Raw genomic sequence first — 17,586 nt, 5'->3', positions numbered from 1 at the left:
GACTGGTCGGCTCCGTCGTTCGGAGGGGACTGTTGTGACCCGGATGTCTCGGGCATCGCGTGCCGTGCAGCGTGGGAAGTCTCTGCCGCAACTGTTGTCGATCGCCGTGGAGTCCAATCCGGACGGCGTCGCGCTGTCCTGGTCAGACGGTGTTTCCGAGCCCGTGCGGGTGACCTACGCCGAGCTCGACCGGCGCGCCAACCAGCTGGCCCGCTTGCTGATCGCGCGCGGTGTCGGACCCGAAGACGTGGTCGCCATCGGCATTGCGCGTTCGCCGGAGTCGGTGCTCGCCCTGTGGGCGGTGACCAAGACCGGTGCCGCGTTCCTGCCCGTCGACCCGAACTATCCGCCCGCCCGGCTGGCCCACATGCTCGGCGATGCCGATGTGATCCTGGGTGTCGCGGTCGGTGCCGCGATGGACCGGCTCCCCGACACCGTTGACTGGCTGCGCCTCGACGATCCCGCCCTGCACCGGGTCACCGACGAGCTGTCGGGCGACCCGGTGACCCGCGACGACCGGGTCCGTCCGCTGCGCCTAGCCCACCCCGCCTACCTCGTCTACACCTCCGGCTCCACGGGGCTGCCCCGCGGCGTCGTGGTGACCCACGCCGGCCTGTCGAACGTCTACGAGTACCAGCGCGAGCACTACCGGCTCGGTCCTGATTCGCGGATTCTGCAGCTCGCCTCGCCGTCCTTCGACGCCTCGGTGTTCGAGGTGCTGATGGCGCTGTGCGGTGCGGCGACCCTGGTGGTGGCCCCGCCGACCGTCTACGGCGGTGACGACCTGGCTCAGCTGCTGCGCCGGGAACGCGTCACCCACGGTTTCGTCACCCCGTCGGCGCTCGCCTCGGTGGATCCGCACGGTCTCGACGACTTCCGGGTGGTCGTCGTCGGCGGCGAGGCGTGTCCGCCGGAATTGGTGCGGCGCTGGGCGATTCCGCTCGCCGACGGCGGCACCCGTGCGCTGCACAACGGCTACGGCCCCACCGAGGCCACCATGGGCACCAATTTCAGTGCGCCGCTGGTGGCAGGGGAAGCGGTGACGATCGGTCCGCCGATCCGCAATGTCACCGAGTACGTACTCGACGAGCGGCTGGTGCCGGTACCCGACGGCATCGTCGGTGAGCTCTACGTCGCGGGCAACGCACTGGCCCGCGCCTACCACCGGCAACCTGCGGTCACCGCGGCCCGCTTCGTCGCCGACCCCAACGACTCGGCGGGTGGGCGGATGTACCGCACCGGCGACCTCGTGCGCCGACGGGCCGACGGCGCGCTGGAATACCACGGCCGCAACGACTTCCAGGTGAAGGTCCGTGGGTTCCGGATCGAGCTGGGCGAGATCGACGCCGTACTCGCCGCGCACGACAGCGTCGACTTCGCGGTCACTCTCGGATACGAACTTGACAACGGCACAACGATTCTCGCCGCCTATGTGCACGCCGCTCCCGGTGCGAGCATCGACACCGATGAGCTGTTCGCGCACGCCGAATCGGGTCTGCCCGCGCACATGGTGCCCACCGCGCTGACCGTCCTGGAAACGATTCCGTTGACGCCGGTCGGCAAGCTCGACCGCGCCGCGCTGCCCGCACCGACGCTGCGCGCCGCGGAGTTCCGTGCGCCTGCCGGAGCGATGGAAGAGCTGGTGGCGCAGATCTTCACCGAGCTGCTCGCCCCGACGGAGCCGGTCGGCGCGGAGGACGACTTCTTCTCCCTCGGCGGCAATTCGCTGCTCGCCACCCAGGCCGCGGCGCGGCTCGGGTCCGCGCTCTCGGCGCGGGTACCCGCAGGCCATGTCTTCGAAAGTCCTACTGTCGCGGGGCTTGCCGCGCTGCTCGGACCGCTGAAGGGCGCCGGGGGACTCGCGCCGCTCACCCACCGCGAACGGCCCCAGCTGATCCCGCTCTCGCCCGCGCAGCAGCGGATGTGGTTCCTCAACCAGTTCGATCCGAGTTCCACCGCCGAGACGGTCCCGTTCGCCATCCGGCTTTCCGGCCCCTTCGACCCGCGCGCGCTGCACGCGGCACTGTCGGACCTCGTCGGTCGGCACGAATCGCTGCGCACCTGGTATCCGATGGTCGACGGTGTCGGCTATCAGGTGATCCTGCCGTTGGCCGAAGCCGTGCCCGATGTGCTGTTCGATTCGCTCACCGAAGACGAATTGCCCCTGTGGCTGGCCGAATTCGCCGCCACGAGCTTCGATGTCGCCGCCGGTGTGCCGTTGCGGGTGGCGTTGGCCGAGTTGGGTCCCCGCGAACACGTGCTCGCCCTCGCCCTGCATCACATCACCGCCGACGGCGCCTCGGTCAAGCCACTGCTGCGTGACCTGATCGGCGCCTACCTCGCCCGGCGCAATCGCTCGCGACCCAGTTGGCAGCCGCTGCCGGTGCAGTACGCCGACTACACGCTGTGGCATCGGGAACTGCTCGGCGCCGAGGACGATCCCGGTTCTGTCGCGGCCGAACAGATCGCGCACTGGCGCACGGCGCTGGCCGGGCTGCCCGACCGGATCGATCTGCCCACCGATCGCCCGCGTCCGCCGGTATTCACCGGGCGCGGCGCCGAATTCGGCTTCCAGGTCCCGGCGCGGGTGCATACCGGGATCGCCGCCCTCGCCCAGCGCAGCGGTACCTCCGAATTCATGGTCGTGCACGCGGCCTTCGCGGTGCTGCTCGGCCGCCTCGCGCACACCGACGACATCGCCATCGGCACCCCCGTGGCCGGGCGCGGCGCCCGCGAACTCGACGACCTGATCGGCATGTTCGTCAACACCCTCGTACTGCGCTCACACCTGGACCCCCGGTCGAGCTTCACCGAACTGCTGCACGCCACCAAGCGCACCGACCTCGCCGCGTTCGCCCATGCGGATCTGCCGTTCGAACGGCTGGTCGAGCTCATCGACCCGGTCCGCTCGCAGGCCCACCACCCGCTGTTCCAGGTGGCACTGTTCTTCCAGAACCTGGATCTGCCGAACCTTCGACTACCCGGCCTCGACGCCAGACCTGTCGAATTCGACGGTGCCGTAGCGCGTTTCGACCTGCAACTCACAGTCGTGCCCGGCAACGATCCGGCCGAACCGATGGCCGCGTCGTTCACCTACGCCACCGATCTGTTCGATGCCGACACCATCGAGATCCTGGCGGCCCGGTTCACCCGGTTGCTCGACACGGTGGCCACCGACGCCGACCTCGCGATCGCCGATATCGACCTGCTCACCGAGGTCGAGCGCGAACAAACCCTGGTGGCCTGGAACGACACCCGTCATCCGGTGCCGCCGGAGCTTCTGCTCGACGCGTATCGCCGTGCGGTGCAGATACATCCGGATGCGACCGCGTTGGCTTCCGGGGACACCGACCTGACCTATCGGCAGTTCGACGAGCGGGTGAATGCTCTCGCCCGGATGCTGATCGCGGCAGGGGTCGGTCCCGAAACCCTTGTCGGACTGGCTGTCCGGCGCTCGCCAGAGCTGGTGATCGGCATGTACGCGGTGCTCACCGCGGGCGGTGCCTATGTGCCGCTCGACCCCGACCATCCGGCCGAGCGCATCGCCTACATCCTCGACACCGCCCGCCCGGCCTGCGTGCTGAGTACCCGCGCCGATGCCGTCGCGGTCCCGGACGGCACCGCGTTGGTGCTGCTCGACGAACTCGATCCGACTGGCGTCCAACACGATCCGGTTCAGCCGTCGGAGCTGCTCGCGCCACTGCGTCCCGACCACCCGGCCTACGTCATCTTCACCTCGGGTTCCACCGGCAAGCCCAAGGGTGTCGCGATCTCGCATGCCGCCATCGGCAATCAGCTGGTGTGGATGCTGGCGAAATACCCACTGGCACTGGGTGATGTGTACCTGCAGAAGACCGCGACCACCTTCGACGTGTCGCTGTGGGGTTACTTCATGCCGTTGCGCGTCGGCGCGAAACTGGTGCTCGCCGACGCTGACGGCCACCGCGACCCCGCCGCTCTGATCGATCTGATCGCCCGGCACAAGGTCACCGTCACCGACTTCGTCCCGTCGACGCTGGCTCTGTTCGCCGCGCAGGCCGACACGTCGGGCCTGGAATCGCTGCGCGAGGTCTTCGTCATCGGTGAGGCGCTGCCTGCCGAGACCGTCGACGCGATGGCCGCGGTCAGTTCGGCCAGGTTGCACAACCTGTACGGACCTACCGAGGCGGCCGTCTCGGTGACCTACTGGCCCGCTCGACCGGGCGAACGCTCGGTGCCGATCGGTTTGCCGCAGTGGAACTCTCGGGTCTACGTGCTCGACGAGCGACTTCGCCCGGTGCCCCCCGGGGTCGCGGGGGAGCTGTATCTCGCGGGCGATCAGCTCGCCCGCGGGTATGTCGCGCGACCCGGTCTGACGTCCGATCGCTTGGTCGCCGACCCGTTCGCTGCCGCCGGCGCCCGCATGTACCGCACCGGGGACCTCGTGGTGTGGCGTCGGCCCAGCTCGCGCACGCCGCATCGCCTGGACTTCCTGGGGCGCATCGATTTTCAGGTGAAGTTCCGTGGTCAGCGCATCGAGCTCGGGGAGATCGAGACTGCGCTGCTCGCGCACGAAACCGTCAGCCAGGCAGTGGCATCGGTGGCTTCGACCGAGCTCGGCGACCAGCTGGTTGCCTACGTCGTGCCCACCCCTGGCCGTGCCGCCGAGCCGGACCGGCTCCAAGCGACCCTTTCGAAAACCCTTCCGGCCTATATGGTTCCGGCGTCGATCACCGTGCTCGACGAACTGCCGCTCAATCCCAGCGGCAAACTCGACCGCAGGGCGCTGCCCGCACCGAGCTTCACCACCAGGGCCTTCCGCGCACCCACCACCGCGCAGGAGCGGCTCGTCGCCGAGCTGTTCGGGGAAGTGCTCGGCCGCAACGACATCGGTGCCGACGACGACTTCTTCACCCTCGGCGGCAACTCACTGATCGCCACCCGCCTGGTCGCCCGGCTCGGTGCCGCCACGGGTGATCGGGTCGCCGTGCGCACTCTGTTCGAAACGCCCACTGTCGCTGGGCTCGCCGCTGTCCTCGATCCCGATGCGGTGGCCGAGTCGATCTCTGGACTTGGCACCCTGCCCCGACCCGCCGAGCTACCCCTGTCGCCGGCCCAGCGCCGCATGTGGTTCCTCAACCGCTTCGACCAGGGCGTCGACGCGGCCGCCGCCTACAACCTCCCGTTCGCCCTGCGCTTCACCGGCGCCCTCGACGTGGCGGCCCTCACCGCCGCCCTGCGCGATGTGCTGGCCCGCCACGAGGTCCTGCGCACGATCTACCCCGACACTCCCAACGGCCCGATCCAGCAGATACTCCCGGTTGACGAGGTGGGTATCGACCTCGCCGTGCATCGTGTCGGTCCCGGTCGGCCGGTCGACCGGGACGCCGATGCGGACCGCCATTCGGCAGCGCCGCCACTCGACGGACCCCTCGCGGACGGCCATTGGGCAGCGGCGCGGGTCGACGGACCGCTGGCGGGCAGCGAACCGGCGCCGGCGCGCGACGAGTCCTCGGTTTCCGCGACCGGGCTGATCGAGCAGGTGGGCGCGCTCGCGTCGACCGCGTTCGACGTGACGACCGAGGTTCCGCTGCGGGTCCGGCTGTTCGACATCACGGGCAGTGGTCCCGACGCACCGACGGAGTACGTGCTCGCGGTGGTGGTGCACCACATCGCGGCCGATGCCTCCTCGATGGTGCCGCTCGTGCGCGACGTGACTGCCGCATACCTCGCCCGCGCCGCAGGTCACGCCCCCGATCAGGCCGCTCTGCCGGTGCAGTACGCCGACTACACACTGTGGCAGCTGGACCGGCTCGGTGCCGAGGACGACGCCGATTCGGTCGCTGCGCAACAGCTTTCGTTCTGGCGTTCCGAACTGGCCGGTCTGCCGGATCTGCTGGAACTGCCCGCCGACCGCCCCCGTCCCGCCGTCGCCTCGCTCGCAGGTGACCGGGTGCCGGTACGCATCGATGCCGAGACCCACGCCGCGCTGGCGCGGATCGCGCGCGAGCACGGTTCGACCGTATTCATGGTGCTGCACACCGCTTTCGCCGTGCTGCTGGCTCGGCTCTCGGGTGCCGCCGACGTAGCGGTGGGCACGCCCGTCGCCGGGCGGGGTGAGCGCGAACTCGACGATCTGATCGGCATGTTCGTCAACACCGTCGTCCTGCGCACGCGCTATGACGGTGGCGCCACGTTCGCCGACCTGCTCGCCGCCCAGCGCGCCAGCGATCTGGCCGCGTTCGCCGCCGCCGATGTTCCGTTCGAGCGACTCGTGGAGGTGCTCGATCCGCCGCGCTCCACCGCACGTCATCCGCTGTTCCAGGTGGGGCTGTCCTTCCAGAACGTCGATCGTGCGGCACTGGAACTTCCCGGGCTGCGGATCGCGCCGATCGCCGCGGAACTCGCTGTGTCGCAATTCGATCTGCACCTCATCGTCGGCGACAGCTATGCCGCGGACGGGACGCCGACAGGCATCGAGGGGTTCTTCACCTACGCCACCGACCTCTTCGACGCCGCGACCGTGACGGCTTTCGCTGACCGGTTGAATGTGCTGCTCGACGCGGTCGCGAGCGAGCCGTCCGTGGTGGTCGGCGATGTCGACCTGCGTACCCCCGCTGAGCTGGCCTCCGAGATCGTCAGCGGTGCGGCAGATCTCGCTGTGCCGGGTGGCACGCTGGCCGAGCTACCGCTGGTCGCTCGTCCTGAAGCCGTCGCGCTCGTCGCGGATCTGCCGGAGGGGCGACTGGAACTCACCTACGCCGAGTTCGATTCGCGAGTGAACAAGCTTGCGCGCCACCTGATCTCGATCGGTGTGGGGCCGGAATCGCTGGTCGCGCTGGCGCTGCCGCGTGGGATCGATCTCGTGGTCGCCATGTTCGCGGTCACCAGGTCCGGTGGCGCTTACGTGCCCATCGACCCCGACCAGCCCGCCGATCGCACTGACTACATCCTGCACACCGCAGCACCGATCTGCGTGCTCACCAACGGTTTCCGCACCGACGCCGCGCCCGTGGTGCGCGTCGACCACCCGGTGATCGCCTCGGCCGATCCCCGCCCGATCACCGACGCCGACCGCCGTGCACCGCTGCGCCCGGAGAACACCGCCTACGTCATCTTCACCTCCGGCTCCACCGGCCGCCCGAAGGGTGTCGCGGTGCCGCACGCGGCAGTGGTCAACCAGTTGCAGTGGCTGCGTGGCGAATTCGGCACCGACGCCGCCGATATCTTCCTGCTGAAGACCCCCGCCACCTTCGACTTGTCGGTCTGGGAATTCTGGTCCGCCGCTGTCTGCGGTGGGCGCCTGGTGATCGTCGCCCCCGACGGCCACCGCGATCCCGCCTACCTGGACGACCTCATCGCCGACACCGGTGTCACCACGCTCACCGCGGTGCCGTCCCTGCTCGACGCGCTCTCTGGCTACTGGGAGTCACGCTCGCGCGGAATGTCGGCTGCCGACGACCCGACCCGGACCGGTTCGCGTTCGCCTGCCGCGGTTCGCCACGAGCCGGTCGGCGCACGCGGCGCGACCGGCCTGACCAGGATCCTCGCGATCGGTGAGGTGTTGTCGGCGCCATTGGCCCAGCGTCTGCTGAAAGCATTGCCCGACACCAGGATCGACAATCTGTACGGCCCGACCGAGGCCGCCGTGTCGATCACCGATCACCGCGTCACCGCCGCCGACGTACTGACCGTCCCGATCGGTGCCCCCGTGTGGAACAGCCGCGTCTACGTCCTCGACGAACGCCTGCGCCCCGTCGCCCCCGGCATCACCGGTGAGCTGTACCTCGGTGGCATTCAGCTCGCGCGCGGATACCTGCGCAAAGCCGCCCTCACCGCCGAGCGTTTCATCGCCGACCCGTTCGAGCCCGGTGCGCGCATGTACCGCACCGGAGACCTGGTTGCTCGCACCCCGGTAGCCGATGCGCGTTCGGCCCGTACGGACCCGTTCGCATCCGTGGATCGAGGTTCGGGCGCTGCCTGCCGCGGGACGGGTGGTGGCCTTATCTACTTGGGCCGCAGTGATTTTCAGGTGAAGATCCGTGGCTTCCGGGTGGAGCCGGGTGAGATCGAGGCGGTCCTGCTCGGCGTGCCCGGCGTGACCGCGGCCGCTGTGGTCGCGCGCACCGACGCGCACCTCGGCGATCGTCTGGTCGGCTATGTGGTCGGCGCCGATCTCGATGTCGCCCAGGTGCAATCGGCGCTGGCGGGCAAGCTGCCGACCTACCTCGTGCCGGATGTGTTCGTCGTGCTCGACGAACTGCCCTACACCGCCAACGGCAAACTGGACCGAAAGGCGTTGCCCGCGCCGGGTTTCGAGCCCGCGACCTTCCGGGCGCCCGCGACCCCGGCCGAGCAAGTGGTTGCCGATGTCTATGCCGAGATCCTCGGCGTCACCACTGTCGGTGCCGAGGACGACTTCTTCGCCCTCGGCGGGAATTCGCTGCTCGCCACCAGGGCCGCGGCCCGGATCGGGGCGGCGCTCGATCGCACGGTCGGCGTCCGATTGCTGTTCGAAGCCCCGACGGTGGCCGATCTCGCGCTGCGCGTGAACCGCTCCGACGAGGCCACCGCCCCGGCGATGCTCGCGGGTCCGCGCCCGCAGCGGGTGCCGCTCTCGCTCGCTCAGCAGCGGATGTGGTTGCTCAACCGACTCGACCCCGAGGCGACCGTCTACAACATCCCCGCCGCGATCCGCCTCACCGGCGCCCTCGACGTGCCCGCCCTCAGCCTCGCGGTAGCCGACGTGTTCGCCCGCCACGAGATCCTGCGCACCCGCTACCCGGTGGCCAGCGGTGCCGCACCTACCCGGCCACGCCCCGGACCTGCGGGTTCTGGTGCCGCCGCCGATAGTGCGTCCGCGGCCCACGGTGTCTCCGCTGTTCCCGCCGGCCAAGCCGGTGACTTCGGTCGGAGCGGATCCGCGCTTCCCGACAGCCGCGAAGCGCGTGTCGACGTGCCGTTCCAGGACGTGCTCGCACCCGACGCGATGCAGGTCGACCTGACGCCGGTGCCGGTCACGGCCGACGATCTCGCCGACGAGGTGCGACTGACCGTCGCCACCGGATTCGACGTCACCGCGCAACCGCCGGTCCGCCTGCGTCTGCTGCGCCTCGGCACCGACGACCACGTCCTCGTCTTCGTCGCCCACCACATCAGCGCCGACGGTTTCTCCATGGGACCGCTCGTCCGCGACCTCGTCCTCGCCTACACCGCGCGCACCGCGGGCGCACCGCCCGCCTGGTCGCCGCTCCCACTGCAGTACGCCGATTACGCAGTGTGGCAACGGGACTCACTCGGCGACGAAGCCGACCCCACATCCACCGCGGCTGTCCAGCTGGCCTACTGGCGCGATGAGCTCGCCGGGCTGACCGAGGAAATCCCACTGCCCGCCGACCGCCCGCGACCGGCGATGCAGTCCTTCGCCGGTGGCACCACCACCTTCGAGATCGACGCCGACCTGCACGCCGAGTTGGCCGGACTGGCCCGTGCGCAGGGCATCACCGTGTTCATGGTCGTGCAGGCTGCGCTCGCGGTGCTGCTGGCCCGGCTCAGCGGCACCGACGACGTCGCCATCGGCACCCCGATCGCCGGCCGTGGCGCCCGCGAACTCGACGATCTGGTCGGCATGTTCGTCAACACCCTGGTCCTGCGCAGCCGGATCGCCGAGAACGAACCGTTCACCGCGCTCTTGGCCCGGACCCGCGATACCGATCTGCGTGCCTTCGCCAACGCCGACATCCCGTTCGAGCGGGTGGTCGAGGCCGTCCAGCCCGCGAGGTCGGCAGGCAGGCATCCGCTGTTCCAGGTGGCGCTGTCATTCGAGAACCTCGCGCCGATCGCCTTCGAATTGCCCGAAATCACGGTGGGCGCCTTGGACTCCCGCATCGCCGAGGCCAAATTCGACCTGCTGCTCACCGTGCGCGAGCAGCCGCACAACGGCGGCATGCACGCCGAATTCACCTACGCGACAGACCTGTTCGATGCGAAGACGGTGCGCAGTTTCGGCGAGCGGTTCACCCGCCTACTCGCCGCGGTGGCCGCCGACCCCGACCTCGCCGTCGGCGATATCGCCCTGCTCGACGCCGCCGAATTCGCCGCGCACACCACCTTCGCGGGGCCGGTGGCCGAACCGGCACGCACCCTGTCGCAGTTGATGGACGACGCGGTGCGCGCCGATCCGACCGGCATCGCCCTGCGCGGCGACGGTCGCGGATTCTCCTACACCGAACTCGACGCGGCCGCCAACCAGCTCGCACGCGGTCTCATCGCTCGTGGTGCCGGCCCGGAAACCGCTGTTGCCGTGGCTATTCGACGTTCGGTCGAATCGGTGCTCGCGGTCTGGGCGATCGCCCGCACTGGCGCGATGATCGTGCCGATCGACCCCGGTTACCCCGCCGAGCGGATCAGTCACATGGTCACCGACTCGGACGCGGTCTTCGGTATCACCCTCGCCGCCGAACTCGCCGGTCTGCCCGCATTGCCCGGCGATCGCAGTTGGATCGCGCTCGACGATCGGACGTTCACCGCCGAGGTGGCCGGTTGCGCGACGGTGAGCCTGCGCGAAATCGAACTCCTGAGACCGCCGAACACCGGCAACGGCGCGTACATGATCTACACCTCCGGCTCGACGGGGCTGCCCAAGGGTGTTGTCGTCACCCACGCCGGACTCGCCAACTTCAGCGCCGAGCAGAAAAAGCGCTATCGCCTCGACTCCGATACGCGCGCACTGGCTTTCGCATCACCGTCGTTCGACGCGTCCATGCTGGAACTGCTGCTCGCCATCGGTGGCGCGGGCACCCTGGTGATGGCGCCCGCCGGATTCGTCGGCGGCACCCAACTCGCCGAACTGATCCGCACCGAGGGCGTCACCCACACCTTCCTCACCCCGTCGGTCCTGGCCACCCTCGACCCCGACGGCGTCCCCGGCCTGCGCACCCTGATCGTCGGCGGCGAACCCGTCCCCGACGACCTGGCCGCGCGCTGGAACACGCTGCCCCAGCGCCACTTCCACAATGGTTACGGACCCACCGAAACCACCATCATGGCCACCATCAGCGACGCACTGCGCCCCGGCGACCCCGTCCACATGGGCGGCCCGATCCGCGGCACCCGCGCCCTGATCCTCGACGAACGCCTGCGCCCCGTCCCCGAAGGCGTCACCGGCGAGCTCTACCTCGGCGGCATCCAACTCGCTCGCGGCTACCACCGGCGACCGGCCCTCACCGCATCACGCTTCATCGCCGACCCCTTCGGCGTCGCGGCGTTGTCCAGCTCATCTGTGGGTGATGCCACGAGTTCGGTGGCCATCTCGGAGAACGCGGTGGCGTCCGGCGCCGCTGCGAGTGGCACCGTGAGACCGACAACCGAACCGGGCCGGGCGGACAATGTTGCTTCAGGTGCGGTCGGCTCCGTGGGGGGCCGCTTGTACCGCACCGGTGACCTCGTTCGCCGTCGCGGCGATGTCCTGGAGTTCGTGGGCCGCAACGACTTCCAGGTCAAGATCCGCGGCCTGCGGATCGAACTCGGTGAGATCGACGCCGTGCTCGCCGCCGCACCCGGCGTCGCCTGGGCCACCACGCTCGGCCGCGACAACGGCACCGGTTCGACGATGCTGGTCTCCTACGTCAAGGGCGAGCGCATCGACACCGCCGAGCTCACCGCCCTCGCCGCCAGGGTCCTGCCCGATCACATGGTGCCCGCCGCGATCGTCGTCCTCGACGAGGTTCCGCTGACCCCCGTCGGCAAACTGGACCGCCGCGCGCTGCCGGACCCGGTCGCCGTCCGCGCCGAACACCGCCCACCGCGCACCGCCGCCGAGAAGACCATCGCGCGGGTGATGGCCGAGGTCATCGGCCGCGACCGGGTCGGTCTCGACGACGACTTCTTCGCCATCGGCGGCGACAGCATCACCGCCATCCAGGTGGTGTCACGGGCCGCCTCCGCCGGTGTGGTGCTGCGACCGCGCGACCTGTTCGACGCGCGCACCGTCGCCGCCCTCGCCGAACGCGCCGACCTCACCGCCGAACCGGGCGCCCCGTCCACCTCGCTCCCGCTCACCGCGACCGCCGCCCAGCTCATCGAAGCGGGAGAGACGGCGGTCGAACCACGCGCGGTGCTCCTGGAAGTGCCCGCCGACTGCCCGGACGAGTCCGTCGCCGCCGCGGCGGCCGCGGTGATGAACCAGCACCCGATGCTGTGGGCCCTGCTCGACCGCACCGGCGACACCCCGGTGCTGCGCATCCCGCTGCCAGAGGAACGCACCGGCGGCGCCTTCCGCAGGCTCGACACCGAAGACGGCGAATCGTCGCTGCCCGTCGACGATGTCGTCGCCGCGGCCGCCGCGGCACTCGACCCGGACGAGGGTCGCAACATCCACTTCATCCTCACCGGTGAGGCCGAAGGCTCGGCGACCCTGATCGTGGTCGCGAATGCCCTTGTCCTGGACGAGAGTTCGTGGCGCTCGGTGGTCGACCAGCTGACCACGGCATGGAGCCGCGGCCGCCACGCCGCACCCGCCGCCCCCGACGCCGGGCTCGGCGACCTGATGCGCAAACTCGCCGACTACCCCGCCACCGGCGCCGCGCGTGCCGAGCGTGCGTACTGGCACCGCGCGATCCGTTCCAGGGCAGGCGAATCCGCGGATCTGCGCCAGCGCAACCGGGTCTCGCTGAGCATCACCGGCGAGGGCACCACCGCCGTCGGCACCGTCGCCGAGGCCTACCGCGCCACCGTCGACGAGGTGCTGCTCACCGCCGCCGCGCTGGCCCTGCACACCGCGGCCGACACCGCCGCGGCCCGGGTGATCGGCACCGTGGTTCGCCTGCGCGCCGACCAGCGCCTGCTCGGCCGGGCCGACGCCGAGAACGTGGTCGGCGGGTTCACCACCGACTACCCGCTGGCCCTGCGCCTGGACGGGATCGACGTCGCCGACGCGCTCGTCGGTGGACCCGCCGCGGGCGTGGCCCTGGCCCAGATCAAGGAACTGCGCCGCGCGGTCCCCGCCCACGGCGCCGGCTTCGGCCTGCTGCGCTACCTCGACACCGAGACCTCCGACAGCGTCCGCACCCTGGACCGCGGCCGGTTCGCGGTGCGCGTGCGGGACCTGCGCCCGGCCCGAGTGCACACCGACGTCGCCGCCGACGACCTGGCGCTGGTGCTCACCGTCGACGCCACCGACGACGGCATGATGGCCCGATTCGACTACGCCACCGCCGTACTCACCGCCGACGCGGTCAAAATCTTCGCCGAACACTGGATCCGCGCCCTCGGTGGACTCGCCGAACACGGATTGCAGCCCAGCGCAGGCGGATTCACCCCGTCGGACTTCCCGCTGGTCCGCCTGGGCCAGACCGAACTGAACCGTCTGGTCCGCCGCTACCCACTGGTCAGCGACGTGTGGCCGGTGACCCCGTTGCAATCGGGCATGCTGTTCCACGCCCTGCTCGCGGAGAACTCGGTCGACCCCTACATCACCCAGTTCGTCCTCGACCTCGACCCGTCGGTGGACGACGAGCGACTCCACGACGCCGCCCAGGCCGTGCTCGACCGGCACGACAACCTGCGCGTCGCCTTCGCCACCGACGCCGCGGGCACCCCGCTACAGGTGGTCCTCGACGACCTCGACGTGCCGTGGCGGGTCATCGACACAGTGCCCGATCGCGCCCCTTCCGAAGGGCCCGCGCGGTCACCCTCCGTGCCCACCGGTCGGGGCGCGCAAGACACCGCCTACCAGCGCATCCGCGCCGCCGACCTGGCCGCGCACTTCGACATGGCCGCCGCTCCGCTGCTGCGGTTCACCCTGGTACGCACGGCAGACACCGCGCATCTGCTCGTCACCAGCCATCACATTCTGATCGACGGCTGGTCGATGCCGCTGCTGCTGCAGGAGTTGCTGTCCGCCTACGTGGTCGGCTCGCGGAGCAGGCGCCTGGCGAAGGTCGCGCCCTACCGCGACTACCTGGCCTGGCTGGTCGACCAGGATCCCGAAGCCGCGCGAACAGCCTGGCGGGCGGCCCTCACCGGCCTGGCCGAGCCGACGCCGCTCGCCCCCGTCGACCAGGGCCGCGAGATCGCCACCGGCACCGGCGAAACCGGTTTCGCCCTCTCACCGGCCGACACCGCCGCGCTGAGCGAGCTAGCCGCGAGCCTCGGCGTCACGGTGAACACCGTGGTCCAGGCGGCGTGGGCGCTGCTCATCGCCCGGCTCGTGGATCGCGACGACGTGGTGTTCGGCGCCACCGTCTCCGGGCGCCCCGCCGAGCTCGCCGGGGTGGAGCGGATGGTCGGGCTCTTCCTCAACGCCATTCCGGTTCGGGTGCGGTTGCGGCCCGGCGACACCGTCGCCGAGCTGCTACGCACGCTGCAGGACGAGCAGGCCGCGCTGTTCGATCACCACTACCTCGGCCTCGGCGAGATCCAGGACATCGCGGGCATCGACGCCCTGTTCGATTCGCTGGTCGTGTTCGAGTCGTTCCCGGTCGACCGCGCGGCGCTGGCGCAGGCCGCGTCCGGATCGGCCACCGTCACCGGGATGGACTCCGCCAACGGCACCCACTACCCGCTGACCGTGCAGGTGGTCGCCGACGAGCAGTTGCGCGTCTCGGTGAAGTACCTGCGCGATGTGTTCGGTGAGGACGCTGCGAGCACACTGGCGCAACGCTTTTCGATGCTGCTGGCGCGATTCGCCGCAGACCCGCGGGCTCGGATCGCCGAGATCGATGTGCTCCTCGCGGAGGAGCGCGCGACCCTGGCGGCGATCAATGCCACCGACGCCCCCGAACTGCTCGACGAGGCGACCCTGCTGACGCTGTTCGACGACCAGGTCAAGCGCACACCGCACGCCACCGCACTCGTCGACGGCGAAACCACCTACACCTACGCGGAATTCGATGCACGCGTGCGCAAGCTCGCCGGTGCCCTTCGCGCGCGGGGTGCCCGGCCGGAAACGCTCGTCGCGGTCGCGATGCGGCGCGGCATCGACCTGGTGACCGCGATCCACGCGGTGCTGCGGACCGGGGCGGCCTACGTACCGCTCGACCCGGACCATCCGGCCGAACGAACCGAACGAGTGCTGGCCGCGGCCGCGCCGATCTGCGTGCTCACCACCGACGGATTCACGACCACCTCGGATATTCCGGTCCTCGAAATAGGCGCTCTCGGTGAGGAAGTAGCGGACCTGGGGATGCCGAAGGCGGACAATCTCGCCTACGTCATCCATACCTCCGGGTCCACCGGAATGCCGAAGGGCGTCATGCTCACCCACCGTCAGCTGGTCAACCAGTTCCGCTGGGCGCAGCGCACCTACCCGCACGGACCCGGCGACGTGGTCCTGCACAAGACGCCGGTCACCTTCGACATCGCCGCCTGGGAATTGTTGTGGCCGTTGCACACCGGCGCCACCGTGGTGATCGCCGCGCCCGACGGTCACCACGATCCGGACTATCTGGCCGAGCTGATCGCCGAACGTGCCGTCACCACAGTGCATTTCGTGCCATCGATGCTGGATGCCTTCCTCTCCGAGCGCGACGGCGGCGAATTCCCCACGCTGCGACGGGTGTTCGCCGCGGGAGAGGCACTGTCGTCGGCGACCGCGCGCCGGTTCGCTCAGCTGGTACCTACGGCCACGTTGGTGAACTGGTACGGGCCCGCCGAAGCCACGGTGGTCACCGCTGAGGAAGTCGAAGCCGTTGCCGCCGTGGGTGTCCCGATCGGCACACCGGTCGCCAACACGCGCGTTCACGTGCTCGACCGTCAACTGCGACCCGTCCCGCCCGGCACCGCGGGGGAGCTGTACCTGGAAGGTGTGCAGCTGGCTCGCGGCTACCTCGGTGCCCCCACCCTCACGGCCGAACGCTTCGTCGCCCATCCCGGCGGCGGCAGGCTCTACCGCACCGGCGACATCGGGCGCTGGACCGCCGACGAGAGCCTGGAATACCTGGGCCGCAGCGACTTCCAGGTGAAACTGCGCGGTCAGCGCATCGAACTCGGTGAAGTCGAAGCCGTGCTGCGCGATCATCACAGTGTTCGCCACGCGGCCGTCGCGCTCGTCCACGGACCGACGGGCGATCGCCTTGTCGGCTACGTGGTGCCTGCCGAAGCTCAGACCGAGGCAGCTCGACCGGCATCCCGTCCCGAGGGGTACTCGATCGAAAGTGGCGCTGCTACCACTGGTTTCGATCCGGTGGTCCTGCTCGCCCACGCCAAATCGACACTCCCCCCGTACATGGTTCCGGCCACCCTGGTGATGCTGAAGTCTTTGCCGCTCAACGCCAGCGGCAAACTCGACCGCACCGCCCTGCCCGTCCCGGCCTTCACCACCCGCGCCTACCGCCCGCCGTCCACGCCGTTGCAGCGCGCCGTCGCCGAGGTCTACGCGGAGGTGCTCGGCGCGGGCAAGGTCGGCCTCGACGACGACTTCTTCGAACTCGGCGGCAACTCCCTGATCGCCACCAAGGCGATCAGCCGCCTGCGCACCAGAGTCGGCGCCGAGGTACGGGTGCAGTGGTTCTTCACCGATGCCACCGTCGCCGCGCTGGCCGAGCGCATCGACGCCTCCCAGTCCGCCGCGGGCGGGGGCGACCTCAGCTCCGACCTCGAATCCGACGACGACGCCCTCGGCGTGCTGCTGACCATCCGCAACCGGGTACCGCACGGCACCGAGGCGGGCGGGACCCTGTTCTGTATCCACCCCATGTACGGGCTGTCCTGGTGCTATGCCGGTCTGGCGCAATATATTCCGGCGCGCAGGCCGATCTTCGGCCTGCAGTCACCCGCGCTCACCGAGGCCGCCTACCTGCCGGGCACGCTCGCCGAGATGGCGCGGCGCTATGTCGCCGAGATCAGGGCCGAGCAACCGCACGGCCCGTACCGGCTGCTCGGCTGGTCGCTCGGCGGCGTGCTCGCCCACTCCGTCGCCACCGAACTGCAGGCGGCGGGCGAGCAGGTGTCGCTGCTGGCCATGCTGGACTCGCACCCCGATATCGACGTCCCCGATTTCCACACCGCGGTCCGCGACGGGCTCGCCGAACTCGGCGTCGACGTCCATGCGGCGCTGCCCGCCGCGGGCGTGCGCGAACTCAGCGACGAGGCGCTGGCCGCCCTGCACGCGATCGTCCCCGCCAACATGGCCGTGCTCACCCCGGTCCGGTTGCGGCGGATCTATCGCAGCGCGGTGCGCTCGGCCGAGCTGATCGCCGAGCACCGGCCCGCGGTGTTCCGGGGCACGGTCGAATACTTCAGCGCGCTCGGACACGATGCGGCCGCGGCGAATTGGGCCCGGTATGTCGACGGCAAGGTCAATGATCGACCGGTCGCGGTGGTGCATGATCAGATGACCTCGCCGCAGGCACTGGCCGAAATCGGGCCACGGCTGGCGGAACTGCTCGACGCCGGTGATCGTGCGGCGGGGCGCGGTGATTCGGCGCCGGGCCGCGATGACACGAGCGTCGGGCCGCGATGACACGAGCGCCGGGGCGCGATGACATCAGTGATACCCGTGAGGCATGATGTGACCGCGCTGTTGTAACGATTACCCCTGTTGTAACTACCGGATAACCCGTAGGGTCTGGCGTGTTGCAACTTCGTGCCCTGTTGGGGTGCACGGAC

The 17,586-nt window shown here is 70.1% G+C and carries 1 protein-coding gene; it reads left to right on the top strand.

The genetic code is table 11. The features are described 5' to 3' along the window. The first annotated feature begins 34 nt into the window (after positions 1 to 34). The gene (locus ACFW6D_RS11385) at positions 35 to 17,440 is read left to right on the top strand and encodes an amino acid adenylation domain-containing protein (protein WP_379327143.1); all 17,406 of its coding nucleotides are present in this window, start codon (positions 35 to 37) and stop codon (positions 17,438 to 17,440) included. The last annotated feature ends 146 nt before the right edge of the window (positions 17,441 to 17,586 follow it).

The organism is Nocardia sp. NPDC058705, from assembly GCF_042749305.1.
GTDB lineage: Bacteria > Actinomycetota > Actinomycetes > Mycobacteriales > Mycobacteriaceae > Nocardia.
The sequence above is the reverse complement of the archived record's forward strand: the minus strand, read 5'-3'. Positions and strand labels throughout refer to the sequence as shown.